General features: G+C 38.9%; 13 protein-coding genes. 12 read left to right on the top strand and 1 reads right to left on the bottom strand.

Annotation, left to right across the window (positions count from 1 at the left end):
- Window positions 1-29 precede the first annotated feature (29 nt).
- The 12 genes from B4A24_RS00575 (at window position 30) to B4A24_RS00520 (ending at window position 20062) form a co-directional block, all read left to right on the top strand.
- Window positions 30-1181, top strand: coding sequence for a FecR family protein (locus B4A24_RS00575; RefSeq protein ID WP_293941263.1), 1152 nt, complete (start codon window positions 30-32; stop codon window positions 1179-1181).
- A gap of 230 nt (window positions 1182-1411) precedes the next feature.
- Window positions 1412-4963, top strand: coding sequence for a SusC/RagA family TonB-linked outer membrane protein (locus B4A24_RS00570; protein WP_293941260.1), 3552 nt, complete (start codon window positions 1412-1414; stop codon window positions 4961-4963).
- A gap of 11 nt (window positions 4964-4974) precedes the next feature.
- Window positions 4975-6591, top strand: coding sequence for a RagB/SusD family nutrient uptake outer membrane protein (locus B4A24_RS00565; protein WP_293941258.1), 1617 nt, complete (start codon window positions 4975-4977; stop codon window positions 6589-6591).
- Between the two features lies 1 nt (window position 6592).
- Window positions 6593-7498 carry a zinc-binding metallopeptidase gene (locus B4A24_RS00560; RefSeq protein ID WP_293941255.1) on the top strand — a complete coding sequence of 302 codons (906 nt, stop codon included), beginning with the start codon at window positions 6593-6595 and terminating at the stop codon, window positions 7496-7498.
- 10 nt (window positions 7499-7508) lie between these two features.
- Window positions 7509-8354, top strand: coding sequence for a DUF4302 domain-containing protein (locus B4A24_RS00555; RefSeq protein WP_293941252.1), 846 nt, complete (start codon window positions 7509-7511; stop codon window positions 8352-8354).
- A 431-nt stretch (window positions 8355-8785) separates the two neighbouring features.
- Window positions 8786-8995, top strand: a complete 210-nt coding sequence (locus B4A24_RS00550; protein WP_293941249.1) for a hypothetical protein — start codon at window positions 8786-8788, stop codon at window positions 8993-8995.
- 1163 nt (window positions 8996-10158) lie between these two features.
- The gene (locus tag B4A24_RS00545) at window positions 10159-10686 is read left to right on the top strand and encodes an RNA polymerase sigma factor (RefSeq protein WP_293941246.1); all 528 of its coding nucleotides are present in this window, start codon (window positions 10159-10161) and stop codon (window positions 10684-10686) included.
- Window positions 10687-10732: 46 nt separating this feature from the next.
- Window positions 10733-11890 carry a FecR family protein gene (locus B4A24_RS00540; protein ID WP_293941243.1) on the top strand — a complete coding sequence of 386 codons (1158 nt, stop codon included), beginning with the start codon at window positions 10733-10735 and terminating at the stop codon, window positions 11888-11890.
- A gap of 249 nt (window positions 11891-12139) precedes the next feature.
- Entirely contained in the window at window positions 12140-15769 is a 3630-nt protein-coding gene (locus B4A24_RS00535; RefSeq protein WP_293941240.1) for a SusC/RagA family TonB-linked outer membrane protein, read from the top strand.
- A 12-nt stretch (window positions 15770-15781) separates the two neighbouring features.
- Complete coding sequence (locus tag B4A24_RS00530; protein ID WP_293941237.1) at window positions 15782-17281, top strand: RagB/SusD family nutrient uptake outer membrane protein; 1500 nt, start codon at window positions 15782-15784, stop codon at window positions 17279-17281.
- 11 nt (window positions 17282-17292) lie between these two features.
- The gene (locus B4A24_RS00525) at window positions 17293-18723 is read left to right on the top strand and encodes a substrate import-associated zinc metallohydrolase lipoprotein (RefSeq protein WP_293941234.1); all 1431 of its coding nucleotides are present in this window, start codon (window positions 17293-17295) and stop codon (window positions 18721-18723) included.
- A gap of 1 nt (window position 18724) precedes the next feature.
- Entirely contained in the window at window positions 18725-20062 is a 1338-nt protein-coding gene (locus B4A24_RS00520; protein ID WP_293941231.1) for a DUF4302 domain-containing protein, read from the top strand.
- A gap of 148 nt (window positions 20063-20210) precedes the next feature.
- Here the strand turns inward: B4A24_RS00520 and B4A24_RS00515 are convergent, their stop codons facing one another.
- On the bottom strand, window positions 20211-21443 hold the full coding sequence (locus tag B4A24_RS00515; protein WP_293941228.1) for an IS256 family transposase: 1233 nt from the start codon (window positions 21441-21443) through the stop codon (window positions 20211-20213).
- Between the last annotated feature and the right edge of the window lie 28 nt (window positions 21444-21471).

The raw sequence follows: 21471 nt of genomic DNA, 5'->3' as shown, positions 1-21471 counted from the left end.
TCGATCTATAGGGTTTCTAACCTATAGATATGAAAGCTAATACCAATTACATAGCCAAACTAATCCATAAGTTACTTCGTGGACAGGAAACTGTTGCTGAGCGTGATTCAATTGAGCATTGGCGCAAATCTGACAAAAGAAACGACAAACTGATTGACGAATTTCGGAGTGCAAAAAATATTGAGCAGGATCTGAATTTTTTTGCAGATCTGGACGAAGGAGAGGCTTGGCAAAAAGTGAATGCTGTTAGACATCCTAAAAAGATTAATTATTGGCCATTTTTCCGCATTGCAGCTGTTTTTATCCTGTTATTCGGTGCGGTAATATTTTACCTTCGTGAGAAAGAAGCAAATAGTTCTGGTACAAAGGTCGCTCAAAAGGTTCTTAAAAAAGATGTCTTGCCAGCACAATCTGGTGCCTTATTGCTACTGGCAGATGGATCTGTGGTGCCTTTGGAAAATTCGGTGAAGGCAATAGACCCGAAAATTGTTGTAGCGGCGACTAAAGGCGGAACTGCTGCTGTAGTAGCACCACTGACAGAATGGGCAATTGAATACAATACATTAGTCGTTCCTAAAGGGCATTTCTATAAATTAAATCTGGAGGATGGTACCCAAGTTTGGGTCAACGCAAATTCGCAACTTAAATTTCCTGAAAAATTCGATAAGAACGAACGCCGGGTAATTTTGGACGGTGAGGCCTATTTTGAGGTTTCACATGATGCAAAGCGACCATTTTATGTAGAGTCCAAGGGGAATGAAGTAAAAGTATTGGGAACACATTTCAATATCAATGCTTATAGTAATAATGTTCGTACCACATTATCTTCGGGTAGAGTACAAGTAAGTCATTCTGGAAATGTGATCGTCCTGGAACCCGGAGAATATGCGAATCTCATAGGAGAACAGCTCCGGAAAGGAAAAGCCGATTTAGAACACGACCTTTCTTGGCATCATAATCAATTTTATTTTAAGAAAGAAACCATTGTTGAGATAGCCTCTACACTGTCTAAATGGTACGATATCCAGGTGAAATTCAAGAAAGATGTGGCATTAGATAAAGTGTATACCGGCAATTTCAAGCGTGATGTTAAGCTGTCAGAGGTGTTAGAAATGCTTAGCTATGTTTGTGACCTGAGATTTGAACTTAATGGAAAAGAATTAACAATAGAAAATAAATAAAAAAGGAGTGCCTATGTGATCGATCAATACCTAACCGATAGCCTAAAAAAATAGAACAGGAATGTTGCAGCATCCCTGTCCAGAAATGATTAAAAAAGGCCTAAAAATTTAAAAAGCGAATTTAGTAAACCCAATTAACCACAAAGAGTAAATGTATGAATAACTTACCATTTGGCAAAACGTGGCGACTGATACCTCATGACCCGCGGTTTAGCAAACCTTTACGTATTATGAAAATTAGTACCTGCCTTCTTTTCGCCTTTGTGACCGGAGTTCAAGCCAATGGCATTGCGCAGAAAGTTACGTTGAAAATGAAAAATGCACGGATTGAAGAAGCGCTGAATGCGATTTCCAAACAATCCAATCTGCAGTTATTTTATGGGGAAAATATTGATTCCAAAGTGAGGATCAATGTCAATCTGAAAGATGCTTCCGTTGCAGCTGCATTAAATGCCGTTTTGAAAAGCAATAATATTGAGTATAAGATTATTGCCAATACGATTTCTGTCAATGGGAAAACTATCGACCATGGGGCATCTAATTCCTTACAACAGACAATTTCCGGAACGGTAAGAGATAAGGAGGGGAAAGGATTGGCCGGTGCTACAGTAACTGTAAAAGGGAGCTCTCTATCTACTCAAACGGACGCAAACGGTAGTTTCCAAATTTCCGCTTTATCTAGTGCTACTTTAATTGTCAGATTTGTAGGTTATTCTACTATTGAAGTACCTGTAAATGGTAGAAATGCGATAGCAATTGTATTAGCTACTGATGAAAGACAAATTGATGAAGTAGTAGTAACAGGTTTGGGGGGAAAAATAGATCGTCAGAACTTTACTGGGGCAACTGCCAAAGTCAATATGAAAGACGTTGAATTGGGCGGGTTACCTGATCCAAGTCGTTCTCTGGAAGGGAGAGTTGCTGGTGTTTCCGTGCAAAATACTTCTGGGACATTCGGTTCGGCTCCGAAGATCCGTGTCCGTGGGGCAACATCAATTTACGGTAGTTCGAAGCCGCTTTGGGTTGTTGATGGGATTATTATTGAGGATGTGGCAGATGTTTCTTCGGATGCTTTATCTTCTGGAGATGCACTGACGTTAATAAGTTCTGCCGTTGCTGGATTAAACGCAAATGATATTGAATCATTTCAAGTTTTAAAAGATGGTTCAGCGACTTCAATATATGGCGCCCGTGCCATGGGAGGTGTTATCGTGATCACCACAAAAAAAGGTGCTGTGGGACGGAATTCATTTAATTATGTAGGTGAATTTACGTCGAGAGATATTCCATCCTATAATAGTTTTAATATCATGAACTCCCAGGAGCAAATGTCCATGTATCAATTTATGAACCAACGTGGATGGCTTAATCTTTCTGACGTTTCGGTGGCTTCTGAGAGCGGCGTCTATGGTAAAATGTACCAGATGATTAATGCTGGTAAATTGGAAAATACAGAGACGGCACGAAATGCTTATTTGCGCCAGGCCGAATACAGGAACACAGATTGGTTTAAAGAATTGTTTAGTAGAAATGTGATGCAAAACCATTCAATAAGTTTGACTTCCGGTACTGAGAAAGCTCAATATTATACATCGTTAAGTGCCATCAATGACCCAGGATGGGCTAGGCAAAGCGGGGTGAAGCGTTACACGGCAATGTTTAATGCGGGATATAATTTGCTTGACAATTTAAAATTGAATTTGCTAGCGAATGGATCGTATCGCGATCAACGTGCTCCAGGGACTCTCGGCCAAACAATTGATGTTGTCAATATGGAAGTAAAACGTGATTTCGATATCAACCCATATTCGTATGCAATGAATACATCTCGGACCTTGGATGCGAAAGAGTCTTACATTAGAAATTATGCTCCTTTCAATATCCTGAATGAATTGCGAAACAATTACATGGATATTAATGTGGGTGATTATAAATTTCAAGGCGAGTTATCGTGGAAGGTTTTAAAACAATTGGAATTGACAGCAATGGGGGCATTGCGCTATCAACAATCTTCGCAGCAGCATTATGTGAAGGATTATTCTAATCAGGCGCTTGCTTATCGTGCGATGCCAAATACGATTATACGAGATAAGAACCCTTATTTATATAAAAATCCCGACGATCCATACGCTGTTCCAGTTTCCGTATTACCATATGGTGGAATATACAATCGCACAGATTACAAGATGGTCTCTCAGAACTTTAGGTTTAATTTCAATTATAACAATACGTTTAATGAAGTACATAAATTATATGCTTTTGGGGGAGCAACTGTCAACAATGATACACGGAATAATGACTGGTATCGAGGGTGGGGAATTCAATATGACCTAGGGGAAATTCCATTCACGGATTATCATGTATTTAAAAAGGGGCAGGAAGAGAACAGCGACTATTTTAAAGTCATTAATACAAGAAATAGGGAAGTGGCTTTCTTTGGTCAAGCAAACTATACCTACGACGAACGATATACTTTAAATGGTACATTGAGGTATGAAGGTACCAATAGATTGGGTAAATCTACTTCGGCAAGATGGTTGCCAACTTGGAACGTTGCTGGTTTATGGAATGTACATAATGAAAAATTCTTCAAGAATTGGAACTCTCCTATCAACACCTTGTCATTTAAAGCATCATATAGCTTGACAGCTGATAGGGGACCTTCTTTTGTGACAAATTCTAAAGCTATTTTAGAAAGTTATAATCCTTGGCGCCCTAATGCTGGAGATAAAGAAACAGGTTTGCAGATAAAAGACCTCGAAAATTCCTTACTTACTTATGAAAAGAAAAAGGAATTCAATATCGGAACCTCAATAGGTATGTTTAATAATCGCCTCGCAATTGATGTGGATTATTATACACGTAAACAACATGATCTAATCGGGGAAATTAATACGCAGGGGTTGGGCGGACAAATTTCGAAATATGGAAATATTGCCAAAATGAATTCACATGGTTTAGAATTGAGTGTAGCGGGAACAATTCTTAGAAATGAAGATTTTTCGTGGAACTCTAGTTTTATTTTCACCAAAGCCGTAAACAAAATTACGGAAATGGAAAATCATAAGCAAGTTGTTGATTTGATCTCAGGGAACGGATTTGGATTGCAAGGGTATCCAGTGAGATCCTTATTTTCAATTCCATTTGAAAAGCTGGATATTAATGGACTTCCAATCTTTACAGGACCAGACGGCCCTACAACCACCGGACTCAACTTTCAGGAGCGGGATAAAATTGGTTATTTAAAATACGAAGGCCCGACTGAACCAACAACCATGGGAAGTTTTGGAAATATCTTTGGATATAAAGGGTTCAAGTTGAACGTCTTTTTTACTTATTCGTTCGGCAATGTTGTTCGTCTGGATCCTGTTTATAAAACTCAATATACCGATCTAACAGCAACCACGCGAGAGTTCTGGGATTCGTGGACCGTACCTGGAGATGAACTGATCACAAATGTACCAGTAATGATCGATAAACGGATTGTAAGGAATGACAGAGATTATAAATATGCTTATAATGCTTACAATTATTCCTCGGTTAATATTGCAAAAGGTGACTTTATTCGTTTGAAGGATTTGTCCTTGAGTTATGATTTACCTAAAAATGTTGTTAATTCTTTTAAAGTTTCCTCTTTGGGCTTTCGATTGAATGTCACCAATCTATGGTTGCTGTACGCTGACAAGCGGTTAAATGGGCAAGACCCCGAATTTGTCAACTCTGGTGGGGTTGCTTTGCCAATACCAAGACAATATACGTTAACTGTACGATTAGGACTTTAAACTTTTTTGAAATGAAAACTAAATTCTTAAATATATTGCTACTCTCGGGATGTTTCATTGGGTTTACTTCATGTAATAAATATTTGGATGAACTTCCAGATAACCGTGCTGAATTAAATAATGCGGATAAGATAGGGAAAATCTTAACTTCTGCTTATCCCACAAGCTCTTATGTGATGACGGCAGAGTTGTCTTCTGATAATGTCGATGATTATGGATCAACAAATCCCTATTCTTCTAGATTATCTGGGCAAATGTTTAACTGGTCTGAAATTACGGAAAAAGACAACGACGATATCAACGAATTTTGGATGGCTTCCTATAAGGCAATATCTAGCGCCAATGCAGCTTTAGAAGCTATAGAAAAAGCGGGAAACCCGGAAAACCTCAAGCCTCAAAGAGGCGAAGCGTTGGTGGCCCGTGCATATAATCATTTTATGTTAGTTAACTTGTTTGGGAAACATTACAATCATAGTACTTCAAAATCTGATTTGGGTGTTACCTATATGACGAAGCCCGAAACCACTCTTTCTCCTAAATACCAACGGAATACAGTAGCAGAGGTGTATGATAATGTGGTTAAAGATCTAGAAGAAGGGATACCATTGATCGATGATGCGGCATATGCTAATAGTGCCACGGCAAAATACCATTTCAACAAAACTGCTGCTTATGCCTTTGCTGCACGCGTATATTTATTTATGGGCGAATGGCAGAAAGCTGCTGATTATGCTTCTAAAGCGCTTGGAGATCCTGCCGAGTCGTTAAGAAACTATGCGCAAGTCGCGGCATTTGCGGCAGATCAAAGCAATGCTGCGCGTGAGTATAACAGCAGTACACTGAAGGCTAATTTTCTCCTGTTTTCACCCTATTCAAGTTTAGGGCTTATGTTTGGAGCATATTATACGGAGTCGCGATATAATCATAATGCTGTCATCGCAAGAAAGGAAACTCTTTTTGCGATAGCTCCATACTTGGCACCTTCTAATTGGCCTGGTATTGAATCTGGAACTATTCAAATAGGTTCTACAAATTATCGGATCAGGGCTTATGTGTATGGCGGAACCAATATTGATAAGGCACTTTTGCCTCGTTTCCCATATCTATTTGAATTTACTGATCCAGTGGCACAAACGGGATTTGCCCGTACGACAATGACAGAACTGACTTCGGAGGAAGCGCTTCTCACAAGGGCAGAGGCTAATATTCACTTGAAAAATTACGAGGTAGCCATTCAGGATATGCAGCTTTGGGCAGGTAATACGGTGACTTTTGCTTCGAAAATGACGGTGGAAGGGATAAATAACTGGGGGAATCACTTTGCGTATTACACGCCAAAGGTTCCGACACCAAAGAAGAAATTGAATAACCCTGAATATACGATTGAGACTGGTACACAGGAGAATATGATTCATGCTGTACTCTTTATGCGTCGAATTCATACGCTTCATACAGGGCTTCGCTGGTTTGATATTAAACGATATGGTATAGAGGTTTATAGAAGAACATTGTCTGGGGGTACTGTGGGTTCTGTATCTTCAGATGTGTTGACGACAAATGACAATAGAAGGGCTATACAATTGCCACAAGATGTTATTAATGCAGGTTTAACTCCAAATCCAAGGTAAGATGAACATTTTTAAAAATTTAATATATGTAGGTCTAATGCTTTCCTTTCTCGCTTCATGTAGAAAGGAAGATAAGCTGGATCCAAATAGTGTTTTCATTGATTCGAAATTAACACAGAATGATTTAGATAAATATATTTATGAAAATATAACAAAACCTTACAACATAGATATCTTATATAAATATGTAGATAAGGAGTCGGATATGAATTATAACTTGGTACCCGCCACGTATGACGCATCGATTCGAATGACTCGATTAATCCAATATCTGGGGCTTGAACCTTATGACGATTTAACAGGAAGCAAACAGTTCATTCGGAGTTATTTCCCTAAACTATTGAATTATATCGGTTCGGTTTCGGTTAGGAATAACGGTACTGTAGTATTGGGAACCGCTGAAAACGGTACTAAGATGACGTTATATAATTTGTTAAATCTGGATGAAGAAAGTGGAAGTGACGTAGATTATTTAAATCATTATTATTTTAAAACGATACATCACGAGTTTCAACATATTTTGAATCAGACTAAACCATTCCCCTCAGATTTTAATAGCATAACAGGCACTACCTACGTAGGGGATGATTGGAGTCAGACCTATTCAGAAGACGAGATTGGTTTAGCCGTCGCTGATGGATTTATTTCACCATATGCTTCAAAGGAAGCTGTAGAGGACTACGCAGAACTCTATTCGTATTACGTGACCAGAAGTCAAAACGAGTTCAACTCAATATTGACGGCTCCGGGATCAACCGCCGTAGGTAGGGCGCTGGTACAGAAGAAGCTTAATATCGTAAAAACCTATATGAAGGATAAGTGGGGGATTGATATGGACCTACTTCGAAAAAATATCCTCGATAGGACAGCGAAATTAGATGGTTTTGATCAAACAAAAATCAAATAAATAAAAGATTATGAAATTTCATTCAATTTATATAGCCATGTTTGTATCGCTTTTGTTGGGAACAAGTTGTGATAAAAAACGCGATCGATTCTTTGAAGATAACCCAACAGAGCGGTTGAATGCAAGTGTAAACAATGCATACCAAATTTTAAAATCAAATCCGAACGGTTGGATTATGCAATATTATCCAAGTAGAGATTTGGAATTTGGCGGCTACAATCTATTTACAAAATTTACCTCTGATGAACGAGTCGAGTTTCAGGCTGATTATGTACCTAACCTAATACAACCTAATTATAGTATACAAGAAAGCACTTACAAGGTCTATCCTGGAGCAGGGCCTATTTTGACTTTTGATACTTTTAACGAAATTATCCACTTTTTTGCTCTTCCAGGGGCGTATACCGGTGAAGGAGCAGTAGACACCGGGACGAAAGGGGATTTCGAGTTTTTGGTGCTGAAAGCAACCGCGGATTCGGTCATCCTTCAGGGACGCAAGACTTATAATCGTGTTGTTATGCTTCCGATAAAATCGGATCCGGCAGCATTGATTAAGAAAATGCAGAAAAATGCACAATTATTTGATTCATTTTATGAGTATGCGGTGGAAGTTGGGGGCGCAAGCTATGAAGCGTATATCTATACAGCTATGAATAGAGCTTTCGTGTTTGATGATCCAGAAGACGAAAATATCTATTCCTATACGTATACGGAGACAGGATTAGAATTTTATAAGGAGTTTAGCATAAAAGGTGTGAAGGTTAAAAAGATGACCTATGTGAATCCAACATCAGCTTATCCTTATGGTTATTTTGAAAATTCGGAGAAAAGCGTAAAATATGTTCCTGTAGGGTAGAAATATAGTTTATGTTAATGGCTCTTCTATCGTTGTATGGAAGAGCTATATTTACTCTTAGTATATGAATGATTCAAACTTAAAAATAGTATTAATTGGGTCAATAAGTAGCTTGGTTTATGCATTGCTTTTAATAATTCATTTTTACTACATTGCTATAATACCTGAAAATATAGAAACTGCCTTAGGAGTTATTGTTGAATTGTTTACGATTCCTATATTAATTTTAATAACGATTTGTATTGGAATATCCATTTTTCAATTTTTTGTAAAACAGCAATATAAGCCTATCTTTCTAGTAACCTTATTTTGCAATTTTATTAGTGTGTTCTTGTTGTTTTTTAGTGAAAGTTTCTTTAAATGAATACAATGACTTTGCTTGCTCAAAAGATTGTGAGAACATCGTGTTTAAAATTAAAAAAGAATTAATTATGAAAAATCATTATAAGGTATTTTTAAGATACTGCCTAGCAATGATTATTATGGTAATTATGGGGGAGGTTATCAATTATTATTTTCAAAAAAAAGTTAATGAGCATACCCTATCTTGGTTTATTGCAGCATTTGTATGGGTAATCCTTGGCGGTTTGATCCTAACATTTGTTGACGGGCGAACTAGAAAGAAAAAGTCAATTAGATAGTTTGCACCTATAGAGATGACACATATCAGTGGTAACGAAAGCCACAGGCGCATCTGCTGATCGATTAGGAAGTTTCTATGCACAACTTGGTTGGGGAATTGGTCGATAATAAAAAGAAAAAAGGTATTTATTTCTCCATAAAATTGGATGGAGGTAAAAAAAGGGGTGTCTCAAAATTATTGCGAGACACCCCTTTTGCATAGATTATCCATAATTAATTTGCCGGGACGCAAACGCTTCCCCCTTGTTGCAAACCGGTAAGCAGCCAAAGCAAACACGTAGCCGATCAGGGTAAACGCTTGCGCTGGGATGTAAATCCTTCGATCGTGGAAAATTTCGACGGACAGGGCAAGTGAAAACAGAATAGCTTCAAGTAAACAGGTTCATAATCGACAAAGGCCGATCGGCACAAGGCACAGACTACATATTCCAGTAAGAAGACACAGTTAGTGGCGAATGGTTCGCTGCAGCGAACGAAGTAAACCTTATATACTGTGGAAGAAACACGGTATTGTTCCATCGTTTCGCATACTCGGCTAATGCCATTAGTTTCTTGACTTAAGCAATTGCTTCGAGGTACAAAGGCTTCACATGGATAGCCAAAGCGTCCCAACGGGCGGCATCAGGACACTGGTATATCTCTCGAGTAATAGGGAACAGTGGAAAAGAACCAATACATCGGTTAAGCAACAGAATGAGCAAGGCAAGTGAACACGTCGGCTCTGTAAGTAATTCTGTAGTCCAACCAAAGGATTACGGTCAGGAATGAAGCGATAATGAAAAGTGCGGAACCAAATGTGGCCTGAGATATAATCCTATTCCAGTTTTTTGTTTAAATAAAAATCCCGAGGAATTATTTCTCATAATTTTGTGACAATTCAATCTAAAAAGAATTGTTACTTTCATTAATACCTAGTTATCTGCTAATATTTTGTTTTTGATCTCCTCGGTATGGTTTATCTTTCGTTTTATAATAAATATTACGAGCGTGACCCTAAGAGAAAAAATGGAAAATGCCCATTTTGAAATATTTTTCTTGCAAATAATAAAAAATATTAGCCATTTTTATAGCACAATTATTAAACATCTTCATGAGATGTACATATATGTCCTAAAATACCCATCTATAAAACATAATAGCTGGAAAAGGAAGTGATCTAACTATGCAGAAGGAAGAAGTATTATTCAAAACACACTACAACGGGCTCTGTCATTTTGCGTGGAAGATATTAGGTGATCTGACGGTCGCAGAGGATCTGGTACAAGATGCTTTTATTGCCTATTTTAAAAATACAAATCAAGTTAGCGATAATGAGATTGCGATCAAAAACTATCTCTACAGTTCTGTGCGCTTCGCCTGCTACAATCACATACGCCATGAAAAGGTGCGTCAAAAATATTGGAATGTTGTTGGTTTTACAGAAGAAGACAATACTGCACTCGAATTGAATATGATCCACAGTGAACTCATTCAGGAGATCTATAAAATTATTGAACAAATGCCTGCCTCCTGCCAACAGGTCTTTCGATTGGGATACCTCGAAGGCCTGTCAAATCTTGAGATCACCAAAGAACTTCAGATTAGCATTAATACCGTGAAAACACAAAAGCAACGCGGTATGAAAATGCTGCTAAAACGCCTGAATCCCGAATTTCTCCCTGTTGTTATATTTTTGTTAAAAAATATTTAAATTCTTGTCACCCCTTTTTCCGTCTTGCGTTTCTTTAGTGTAATATATGAAAGAAAACACAGGACATATTGCAGAAATACTCCGGAAGTTCCTTAGCGGTAACTTGACTGGAGAAGAGCAAAGCCAGCTTGACGAGTGGTTAAAAGCTAGTCCGCAGAACAAACAATTTCTGGAATCTTTTCGCCAGGCAAAGAATATCGAAGAAGATTTATTCATTGTGCGAAAATTGGATGCAAATAAAGCCTGGGATAAGCTAAATAATAAACACCACAAAGGAATAAAATCAATTGGAAAATGGTCCTTAGGAATTGCCGCTTCCATTACATTTTTAATTGGATGCTTCGCACTATGGCGAACAGAATTTGCTGCTAATATTCCCAAAGAAAGACCTGTTGTTGCTGTACAAAAACAAGATATCGCACCAGCAACGAGTGGAGCAATTTTAGTGCTGGCAGACGGAACAAAGATCTCACTGAATAACGATTCTACGAAAACACTGACTAAAAACAATAATCTTGTTGGTAATAGCAATGAGTTGATCGTCAAAGGGACAGATCAGACTATTTCAATGCAATATAATTCATTAATTGTTCCGAAGGCAAGTTTTTATAAAATGACGTTGGTGGATGGTACAAAAGTTTGGGTCAATGCACTTTCTCAACTGAAATTTCCGGCTCAATTTTCAAAAACAGAACGCCGGGTCTTTCTCGACGGGGAGGCTTATTTTGAAGTGGCGCATAATCCGAATCAGCCTTTTGTTGTGGAGTCCAAGGGAAATGAGATCAAAGTGTTAGGGACACATTTTAATGTGAATTCCTATTCAGACCAAGTTCGTACAACCCTTGCGGAAGGCAAAGTTGAGGTTAGGAGAAATAACGAACGTGTTGAGTTATCACCCGGAGAATATGCATGGTCATCTCAGGATAATCTGATCAAAGGGGGGGCAGATTTGCAACGCGATCTGTCTTGGCACAACAATGAGTTTTATTTCAAAAAGGAAACGATCGTAGATATCGCACATCAATTATCGAGATGGTATGATCTGGATGTGAAATTCAGGGGAAACGTACAGCTGGACAAGGAGTATACCGGAAGTATCGAGCGTGATGTTAAACTATCTCAAGTGCTGGAAATGCTATCCTATGTAAGTAACCTCAAATTTGAAGTGGATGGAAGAAAATTGATTATTGAGACGAAAAGCTAAAATAATATTTAACTAAACCCAAACCCATTGCTTATGACAAATTAATACCTACCCAAAAGACCTTAAAAAAGAGAACAGGAATGTTGGCGCATCCCTGTTCAGAAAAATGTGATTATCAGGTCCTAAATTAAAAAGTGAACAATTAAACCCCAATTAACCACAAAGTGTAAATGTATGAATAACTTACCATTTAGCAAAAGGTGGTCCTTGATCCCTCAAGATCCACGTTTTTGTAAACCCTTGCGTATTATGAAAATTAGTACATGTCTTTTATTCGCATTTGTTACAGGTGTGCATGCCAAAGGTACTGCCCAGAAAGTCACCTTGAACATGCGAAATGCACGCATTGAAGAGGCATTATCTGCAATCTCCAAGCAGTCTCATCTGCGCGTACTATACAGTGAAAATCTGAATTCGAAAGCGAGAATTTCAGTCAATGTCAAGAACGCCACTGTTGAGGAAGCACTCAACGCTGTATTGAAAAATAATAATATTGAATATAAGATTATTGCCAATACAATTTCTGTCAACAGTAATTTAAAATCCATCAATTCAAATGCATTAACTGCATCGTTACAACAAACCCTTACAGGTACTGTTAAGGATAAAGACGGAAAAGGACTGAGCGGCGCTACAGTGACCGTAAAAGGAACTTCAGTTTCTACCCAAACCGATGAACAAGGAAGATTTAAGATAAATGCACCTAGTACAGCCACATTAGTTGTCAGATATGTCGGATTTTCCGAAATGGAAGTTGCTGTAAATGGTCGAGCAAATGTTCCCATCGTTTTAACGTCTTTAGACAACCAGCTAGATGTCGTTGATGTTGTCGCTACTGGTTACCAAAATATAGATCGTAAATTGTTTACCGGGGCATCCTCCAAAATAAATGCAAAGGATGCAGAACGGAGCGGTGTACCAGATATTACGAGAATGCTAGAGGGGCAGGCGGCCGGAGTTTCTGTCCAGAATGTTTCGGGAACCTTTGGGGCTGCACCTAAGGTTCGTGTCAGGGGAGCGACCTCGCTGTCTGGAGATAACAAGCCGTTGTGGGTTGTTGATGGAATTATCTTGGAAGATGTGGTCAATATTTCCAATGAAGCCCTCTCTTCGGGAGATGCAAATACTTTACTAGGGTCATCAGTTGCAGGTTTAAATCCGGATGATATTGCCTCCTTTACTATTCTGAAAGATGCAGCGGCAACTGCGATGTATGGTGCACGTGCCATGAATGGTGTCATTGTGGTCAATACCAAAAGAGGGGTGAATACAGAAGGTAAAGCGAAAGTAAATTATTCTGGAACATTTACGACTTATTTAAAGCCGAGCTACAGTCAGTTTGATATCATGAATTCGGCCGAACAGATGTCTGTTTTGCTGGAAATGGAAAATAAAGGCTATCTGGATCACGCTGCGGTTGCCAATGCTGCAAATGGTGGTGTTTTTACAAAAATGTATAATCAAATGTATGTTTATGATGAAAATACGGACTCTTTTGCATTGAAAAACACCCGTGGCGAAAGACTTAAATTTTTAGAAAGGTACACCAAAGCAAATACGGATTGGTTTGATGTGCTTTTTAGGAATTCGTTGTTACAAGAGCATTCATTGAGTATCACCTCGGGATCAAGCAAAGCACAGACCTATATTTCTACAAGTTATACAGGAGATAATGGACAGACTTTAGTGGACAATGTGAAACGTTTCACCGGGAATATACGCCAAAACGTTAAATTCTCAGACAAGTTCTCCGCGGAACTATTGATTAATGGATCAATTCGGGACCAGAAAGCGCCGGGTACATTAACACGTCAATCGGATCCTGTATACGGTTCTTATTCTAGGGATTTTGATATCAATCCTTATTCGTACGCATTAAATACCAGTAGGTTGATAACACCATACAATGAGGATGGTAGTTTGGAATATTTTACCCGAAACTATGCTCCTTTCAATATTATCAACGAGCTGAATACAAATTATATGCAACTACGGATGATTGATTTGAAGATACAAGGTGGTATCAAATATCGGATCATGCCATCTTTGGTTTACTCGATCGATGCGGCTTATCGTTATGCGCTTTCTGAAAGAAATCATTCTGTCCTGGAGAATTCCAATATGGCTTCGACATTTCGTGCAAATGCAAATACAATCGTCAATGATGGTAATAATTTCTTGTATAAAGATCCTGATTTTCCAAACGATCCAGCTGTTGTTATTCTCCCTAATGGAGGTTTCTTCAATACGACCAACAATGATATCAAAAATTATTACTTCCGACATAATTTAGAATTCGATAAGCAATTTAATCAAGACCATCGTCTTAATTTATTTGGTTCAATGGAGATCAGAATGGCTGATCGTCAGAATTCGGATTATGATGGGGTTGGATATCAATTTGCAAACGGCGGATTGGTAAATCCGAATTATAAGTATTTCAAAAAAATGATCGAAACCGGTGATGCTTATTTTGGAATGAACCATGGAAAAGACCGGAATGTCGCTTTTATGTTTCGGGGAGCCTACAGCTTTGCAGAAAAATATTCTATTAACGCAACTGTTCGATACGATGGATCCAATAAAATGGGATCAACAAGTAATGTGCGGTGGTTGCCTACCTGGAATATCTCAGGAGCATGGAACGTAGATCAGGAAGATTTCTTCAATAAAGGTGATGTGTTTAGTTCATTGCGTCTGAGAGGTACCTACGGTTTGGTTGCTAATATGGGCGACGCGTCCAATTCTACGACATTATATTATAACAGGATTACCTATCGCCCCTATGAGAATGAAAAGGAGACATCAATCAATATTTCCAGTTTAGCCAATAGCCAGCTTACATGGGAAAAATTGTATGAGTTCAATGTCGGTACTGATATCGGATTGTTCAATGACAAGGTAAATATCACTATGGATTACTACAAAAGAAATATCTTCGATCTTTTGGGGTACTTGAAAACTTCGGGAATCGGAGGTCAAAACACCAAATATGCCAATTATGGAAAAATGAAGTCTTCGGGTTTTGAATTTACCATTGCGGGAACTCCCGTGAGAGGAGAGTCATTTAAATGGCGGACCCAGTTTAATTTTGCTTATAATACGAACAAGATCACGGAGCTTGAGGTAAACCCGAACATCTGGAACCTGGTTCGTGCTGAGGGGGCGCCAATGAAAGGGTATGCACAACGCGGATTGTTTTCGCTCCAATTCGATGGATTAAATCCCCAATATGGTTACCCAACATACGTTGGTGTAAATGGAGAACGGAATGAGCCTTATATTTATTTGCAGAACACGACCGATGTTAAATACCTGAAATACCATGGCCCAGTAGATCCAACATTTACTGGTGGATTTTATAATAATTTCTCGTATAAGGCTTTCACTTTATCCACACTATTTACATTTGCGACAGGCAACTATGTGCGTTTACAGCCAACTTTCTCAGCAACCTATTCTGATATGAACTCCATGTCAAAGGATATGGTCAACCGCTGGCAAATGCCCGGAGATGAAAGAATGACCAATATCCCGGCGATATTGGATAAGTTCACGGCAGATAACAGGATTTATAGACCCAATGGATCCACAACAGATGCAATCTATCCATATAATGTATACAACTACTCGGATCAACGGGTTGCCAAGGGAGATTTTATTCGTTTAAAAAATGTAGCCATATCCTATGAATTGCCTAAAACTTTGGTGTCGAAGCTGCGATTCAGCACGGCGCAGATTTCGCTGGTAGGAAACAATATAGCCTTGCTATACTCGGATAAAAAGCTGAACGGTGCTGACCCCGAGTTTTTTAATAATGGTGGTGTAGCAATGCCTATCCCTAGACAGTACACATTGGCCGTGAAATTGGGATTCTAAAAAATGAACAAGATGAAAAGAAATTATAAACAAATTATACTCTTAACATTAGGTCTCTCGGTATTGAATACAAGCTGTAACAAATACCTCGAAGAAGAACCTGATATGCGTACGCAGATTAACACCGTGGAGAAGTTATCGCAACTTTTGGTGACAGCCTATCCGGATCGGAATTATTATACCTTTGCGGAAACTGCCTCAGATAACGCCGAAGATAAAAGTGCAGCTTTGGCTGGCCATAATAACGAACCTTTTATCAGTCTTTACAATTGGAATGTTGTACAAGAGACAGGCAATGGTTCGCCTGCAGAATATTGGAATGCCTGCTATCGTGCAGTAGCTGTTACCAATGAAGCTTTGGCTGCGATAGAAAAAGAAAAATTTGGTGCTGCTGCTGATCAATATAAAGGGGAGGCGTTAGTCGCCCGAGCATACTCCATTTTTATGTTATCGATTTTTTTTAGCAATCCTTATCAAATCGGCGGTGATAATTCAGGACTTGGTATTCCATATCCACTTCAACCAGAGACAACTACAAGGCCAGTTTATGAGCGTGGAACGGTTGCTTCTACCTATGCACAGATAGAAAAGGACTTGGAGGAAGGTCTAGCGTTGTTAAAAGGGGCGAAGTACGAAGTGCCACATTACCATTTTACTCAACAGGCAGCGTTCGCTTTTGCCGTCCGCTTCTACCTCTTCAAAGGCGATTGGGATAAGGCGATACAATATGCCTCTGCCGTTTATCCTGATGGTAATTTTAAAGGAAATATCCGTCAGTATGTAACGGATTTAAATCCGAGGTCCTATGCGGAATATCGGCAAGAGTATACAAAGGCAAGCAAGTCATGGAATCTGCTGTTAGCGAATACATATTCAGTTTTTCAGCGCAGTAGCGGGGCCGGAAATGCGCGCTATAGTTTTGGTGAAACGGTAAAAAATATCTATACCGGTAACACCGTGTATGGCGCCAAATTGATTAATAAATTTGGCGTATATACAGCACCAAACTATACGACGAACAAGTTTAATGAATTATTCTATTATACAAATTTTCAAGCTGGGACAGGATATCCTTACATTATGGCGCCGCTTTTAACTGCCGATGAGGTACTATTGAACCGTGCTGAGGCATATGTGCAAAAAGGAAGCTATGATCTGGCTTTAAAGGATCTCAATGACTTTGGTACAGCCAATATAGATGCGTATAACCCTACAGCTCACGCCTTGACTATTCCAAAAATTAAGGACTATTTCCAGACAAATGCTGGTGTAAGTAATTTATCGGACAAAGAAGCAGTGATCATGGCTATTCTTGAAATCAAACGTATTGCATTTATGCAGGAAGGAATTCGCTGGATGGATATTCTAAGACATGGTTTGACTGTAAAACACAATTTTATAGAAGCAAGTGGAAACGAAACATTCCAAACTTTGGATAAAAATGATCCGAGACGGGTATTTCAGATTCCTCAAGATGCTATTAATACCGGAATTCCTGCTAACCCTAGATAGATATTGCTGTTATGAAAAGATATTTCCAATATATTATTACAGGCTGTGTGCTTGTAATGATGACGATTACATCCTGTTCAAAAGATAGTGATAAGCTGGATGTTGATATGAATAGTTTTAACACTGATCCCGAGGGAAACAGTGAAGTGGATCAATGGTTGATGAGCGAATTGACGGATCCCTTTAATATAGAGGTTATTTACCGTTTTGATCGCAACTTGACCGATGTCTCCAAAGATATTGCGCCAGTTGCCATAGATAAGGTTAAACCAATGATGGTGGCTGTATTAAACCTTTATTTGAAACCCTATCAAAAGGTTGCGGGGAATAAATTTATCAAGACGCTTGCCCCGAAACAGTACCTATTATATGGCTCGGTTTCCTATAATACGAATGGATCAGTTACCTTGGGTACAGCTGACGGAGGACGGAAGGTGACGTTATATGGCGTTAATAGTTTCAATGCTGCAACGGTAGAAGGAGATAATGGTGTACGTCGCAAATTAAGAACAATACATCACGAATTCACCCATATACTAAATCAGAATGTGCCTATTCCATCTGATTTTGAGGCGGTGACTAAAGGCGATTACTATGCAGATTGGACCAATTCGTCTAATACTGATGCGGTGGCGAAATCTTTGGGTTTTGTAAGCCGTTATGCCCGTGGACAGTATACGGAGGATTTTGCGGAGATGACCGCTCACCTTCTGGTTGAAGGACAGGTCTGGTTTGACAATTATGTTGTGTCAGCTCCAATTTCTGCCCAGCAGAAATTGCGAAAAAAAGAAGAAATTGTGGTTCGTTATTTTAAAGATGCTTTTGATGTTGACTTTCGTGTATTACAAACTGAAGTTCAGAATGCTTTCAAAACATTATATAGTGCAAAAGATCCAGCGGACTTGACCCAGACCTTGGCGAATTGGATCAATACCAATAAAGTTGCTACGATTACATATACGCCTGGAGCAAATTATCTGACAACTTATGGATCTTCTTCAACTTTTAAAACGCTGATGGATAATGTGCAGGCAGCTTATGTAAAACAGAATCCTGGCTACAGTACCGGTAAAGTAACTTATTTCCAATTGAACTTTACAGATGCAACGAATGTGGCAGTGAGACTCGGGTTTACGATATCACCAACTAGTACAACTTATATCGCAGAGTACTATTTCCAGATGATCAATAATCCAGTAAATGGCGAAGTACAGTTTGTGAAGAGCACAAATAGTTCCGGAGCAATGGCGAATGGAAATGGTAGCATATTACTCCAAGGATTTGAAGGTTATGTATTACCATATTTGACGAATCGCATTTTCGTGGCGGGATGGCTTCCATCCGGAATCAGTTCAACTGATCCCCTATACCGCACCTACGGTGGATTTTATGAAAAAGGAGTTACAGCAAACTATTTTTATGGACCATTAACGCTTAAATAATATGAACAGAGTATTTTTTAATTTTTTGGCAGGCTGTCTTCTTTTTGCTGTAGCATGTAAGAAGGATGCTGTCGAGAATGTATTTGGACAAAAACCAGAAGAGCGTATTTCGGATACGCTCACATATATCAGAAATGAATTGGTCAATGCACCCAACGGTTGGAAAGGGGGATTTTCTACCGGAGCAAAAGGTGGATTTGGATTCTATTTTAATTTTAAAAATGATCAGACCGTGGATATGTTGAGTGATTACTCGACATCTTCCGGGAATGAATTGAAATCATCCACCTACCGTGTTTCGCCGTTGTTTACACCAACATTGATTTTTGATACCTACAATTATATTACGATTATGCAAGATCCGGCTCCAGATGCCGGCGGTGCAGCCGGATCAGGATTTAAAAGTGATATTGAGTTTCTTTATGAACGGCATAATGCGGATACACTATTCTTTACGGGTAAAAAATACCGTCAGCCTTTTACATTGATCAGGCTTTCAAAAGAAGAACAGGAAAGCTATTTAAATGGGGGATTGAACAAATTTAATACTGATTTTACAAATCTCTTGAACAATAATTACGGCTTTACTTACTTTGATAATGCTGGTGGTGGAAAGATTAGCCTTGAAATCGATTACATTGGTAAGATGGCGAATTTTGTCTACGTTAATTCTTCTGGCGGGATTGACAGCGTCTATCAGACTTCTTATTACACAACTTCCTCATCTTACAATTTGGTTAAACCCGTTAAGATTGTGGATAAACAAATCAGAAGCTTTGTGATAAAGGGAAGCGCGATTGAGGGTGAAAGTACGGACAATACCGCGACAACATTGAAAAGCCAGACCTCTCCAGCCCTTTATAGTGTTTCAGATGCCTTTGGAAATAGTAAACCGTTTAAAAAGATGGTTAGTAGAGGTAAAGTCAATGGAGTAGATGCAAACGTTGCTATTTTTGATCGTGTAACCGAATTGTTCAAGGCAAGTGGAAGGACGATTAACAATATGTACTTTACAATGACAAATAGCAGTTCAGCCATTTTCTATATTAATTATACATCTGGAACCTCAACATTTATTGCTTCGGCAACTTACACCTACCGACGGGAAGCAGATCGAATTTATCTGAAACGTACCGGTATTGATGGTGGAAATAATTGGAACACAAGAGCAACACAAGTGAAACCTGTTGATGATCTATTCGGAGATGGTTCAAAAGAACTGGAATTTAAATTTGATTGGGTCTTCAGTTCGGATACAAGTGTAAAGCTGCCTGTAGCAGCAATTCGATCTATTGCCAATCCGACAAATATGCTGTATGGTAAGTTACAGATTCAATAAGAAAGATTGTTTCTGCTAATTATGGATAAATTAGAATTATAATGGAGAAATCGCCAAGACTATATCAATTGTAGTCTTGGTGTTTTTTGTAACGGTATTTACCTCCTCAGGAGGGAGTGTAACACCAACTGTGTCATAGGATTAAAACTTAAAAACCTCTTTCGAGTTTGAGTCTATCCCCAAATCTAATATAAAGTTGGGATATGGTCAAGCCCCAGTTATGCATTGGCATCGTCCATTTTTTTGCGATATCCTTTATGATCAGATACATCAATTTCATTAGTGCCTGTTCGGAGCTGAAGGCTCCTTTAGACTTAATGATTTTTCGTATCTGACGGTGCATTCCCTCGATCGGATTTGTGGTGTATATAATCTTGCGAACCTGATCCTCGTACTCAAAGAAAGTAGAAAGATTGGTCCAATTATCCATCCAGGATTTGGCAGCGAGAGGGTATTTCTTGCCCCATTTTTCTTCGAAAGACAGTAGGTTCTCATAACCTATTTCTTCGTTCACGGCTTTATACACTGGCTTTAAATCCTCCATAACAAGCTTTTTATCTTTCTCAGTTACATAGCGCATACTTGTTCTGATTTGGTGAACAATACACAACTGGATCTTTGTTTTTGGAAAAATAGCTTCTATGGCCTCAGGAAACCCTTTTAGACCATCAATACAAGCAATAAGGATGTCTTCAACGCCACGTTGCTTTAGATCAGTAAGAACTGAAAGCCAGAACTTAGCTCCCTCATTTTCTGAACTATAAAGACCGATCAGATCTTTTCTACCATCCATACCAACTCCTAGTATGTTATAAATAGCTCTTGATTCAACAGTTCCATTCTGACGGACTTTAATGTGCATGCAGTCCAGGAATACAAAGGGATAAACAGCTTCAAGAGGTCTACTACGCCATTCATTTACAGCTGGAAGTACGCTTTCGGTAATACGCGATATTTCTGTGGCAGAGATCTCCATGGCATACATTTCGCGGATAAACTCACTTATTGCCCGTATGCTCATTCCTTTGGCATACATGCTCAATACGTGTCCCTCAAGCTGTTCAGTGATGATTAATTGTCTTTTAGGTACTACTTTCGGCTCAAACGTGCCAGATCTATCACGGCCTGTTTCCAGCTCAAATGTCCCAGTATTAAGGCCACGGACTGTCTTTTTTGTCTTGCCATTTCGCCGGTTGCTATTGCCCGAAGCTTTCTCTTCGTTCAAATGATTTTCCAGTTCTCCATCCATCATTGATTCCAACAGATGCTTCATTAACGGCGCTAGGACGCCATCATTTGGAGACAAACTTTTACCTTCGTAAAGACCTTGCATGGCTTCTGCCTTGAAGCGTTCAAAGTCGAATGGGTCTTTTTCTTTCATGACCGTGTCGTTTGAATAATTGAATATA

It is taken from the genome of Sphingobacterium sp. UBA7249 (assembly GCF_002472835.1).
In the GTDB taxonomy this organism is placed as follows: domain Bacteria; phylum Bacteroidota; class Bacteroidia; order Sphingobacteriales; family Sphingobacteriaceae; genus Sphingobacterium; species Sphingobacterium prati.
The sequence above is the reverse complement of the archived record's forward strand: the minus strand, read 5'-3'. Positions and strand labels throughout refer to the sequence as shown.

Coding starts and splice junctions, on each gene's coding strand:
- B4A24_RS00515 (WP_293941228.1), bottom strand. CDS start 21,443: ATGAAAGAAAAAGACCCATTCGACTTTGAACGCTTCAAGGCAGAAGCC.
- B4A24_RS00530 (WP_293941237.1), top strand. CDS start 15,782: ATGAAAAGAAATTATAAACAAATTATACTCTTAACATTAGGTCTCTCG.
- B4A24_RS00535 (WP_293941240.1), top strand. CDS start 12,140: ATGAAAATTAGTACATGTCTTTTATTCGCATTTGTTACAGGTGTGCAT.
- B4A24_RS00570 (WP_293941260.1), top strand. CDS start 1,412: ATGAAAATTAGTACCTGCCTTCTTTTCGCCTTTGTGACCGGAGTTCAA.
- B4A24_RS00565 (WP_293941258.1), top strand. CDS start 4,975: ATGAAAACTAAATTCTTAAATATATTGCTACTCTCGGGATGTTTCATT.
- B4A24_RS00545 (WP_293941246.1), top strand. CDS start 10,159: ATGCAGAAGGAAGAAGTATTATTCAAAACACACTACAACGGGCTCTGT.
- B4A24_RS00525 (WP_293941234.1), top strand. CDS start 17,293: ATGAAAAGATATTTCCAATATATTATTACAGGCTGTGTGCTTGTAATG.
- B4A24_RS00560 (WP_293941255.1), top strand. CDS start 6,593: ATGAACATTTTTAAAAATTTAATATATGTAGGTCTAATGCTTTCCTTT.
- B4A24_RS00540 (WP_293941243.1), top strand. CDS start 10,733: ATGAAAGAAAACACAGGACATATTGCAGAAATACTCCGGAAGTTCCTT.
- B4A24_RS00520 (WP_293941231.1), top strand. CDS start 18,725: ATGAACAGAGTATTTTTTAATTTTTTGGCAGGCTGTCTTCTTTTTGCT.
- B4A24_RS00550 (WP_293941249.1), top strand. CDS start 8,786: ATGAAAAATCATTATAAGGTATTTTTAAGATACTGCCTAGCAATGATT.
- B4A24_RS00575 (WP_293941263.1), top strand. CDS start 30: ATGAAAGCTAATACCAATTACATAGCCAAACTAATCCATAAGTTACTT.
- B4A24_RS00555 (WP_293941252.1), top strand. CDS start 7,509: ATGAAATTTCATTCAATTTATATAGCCATGTTTGTATCGCTTTTGTTG.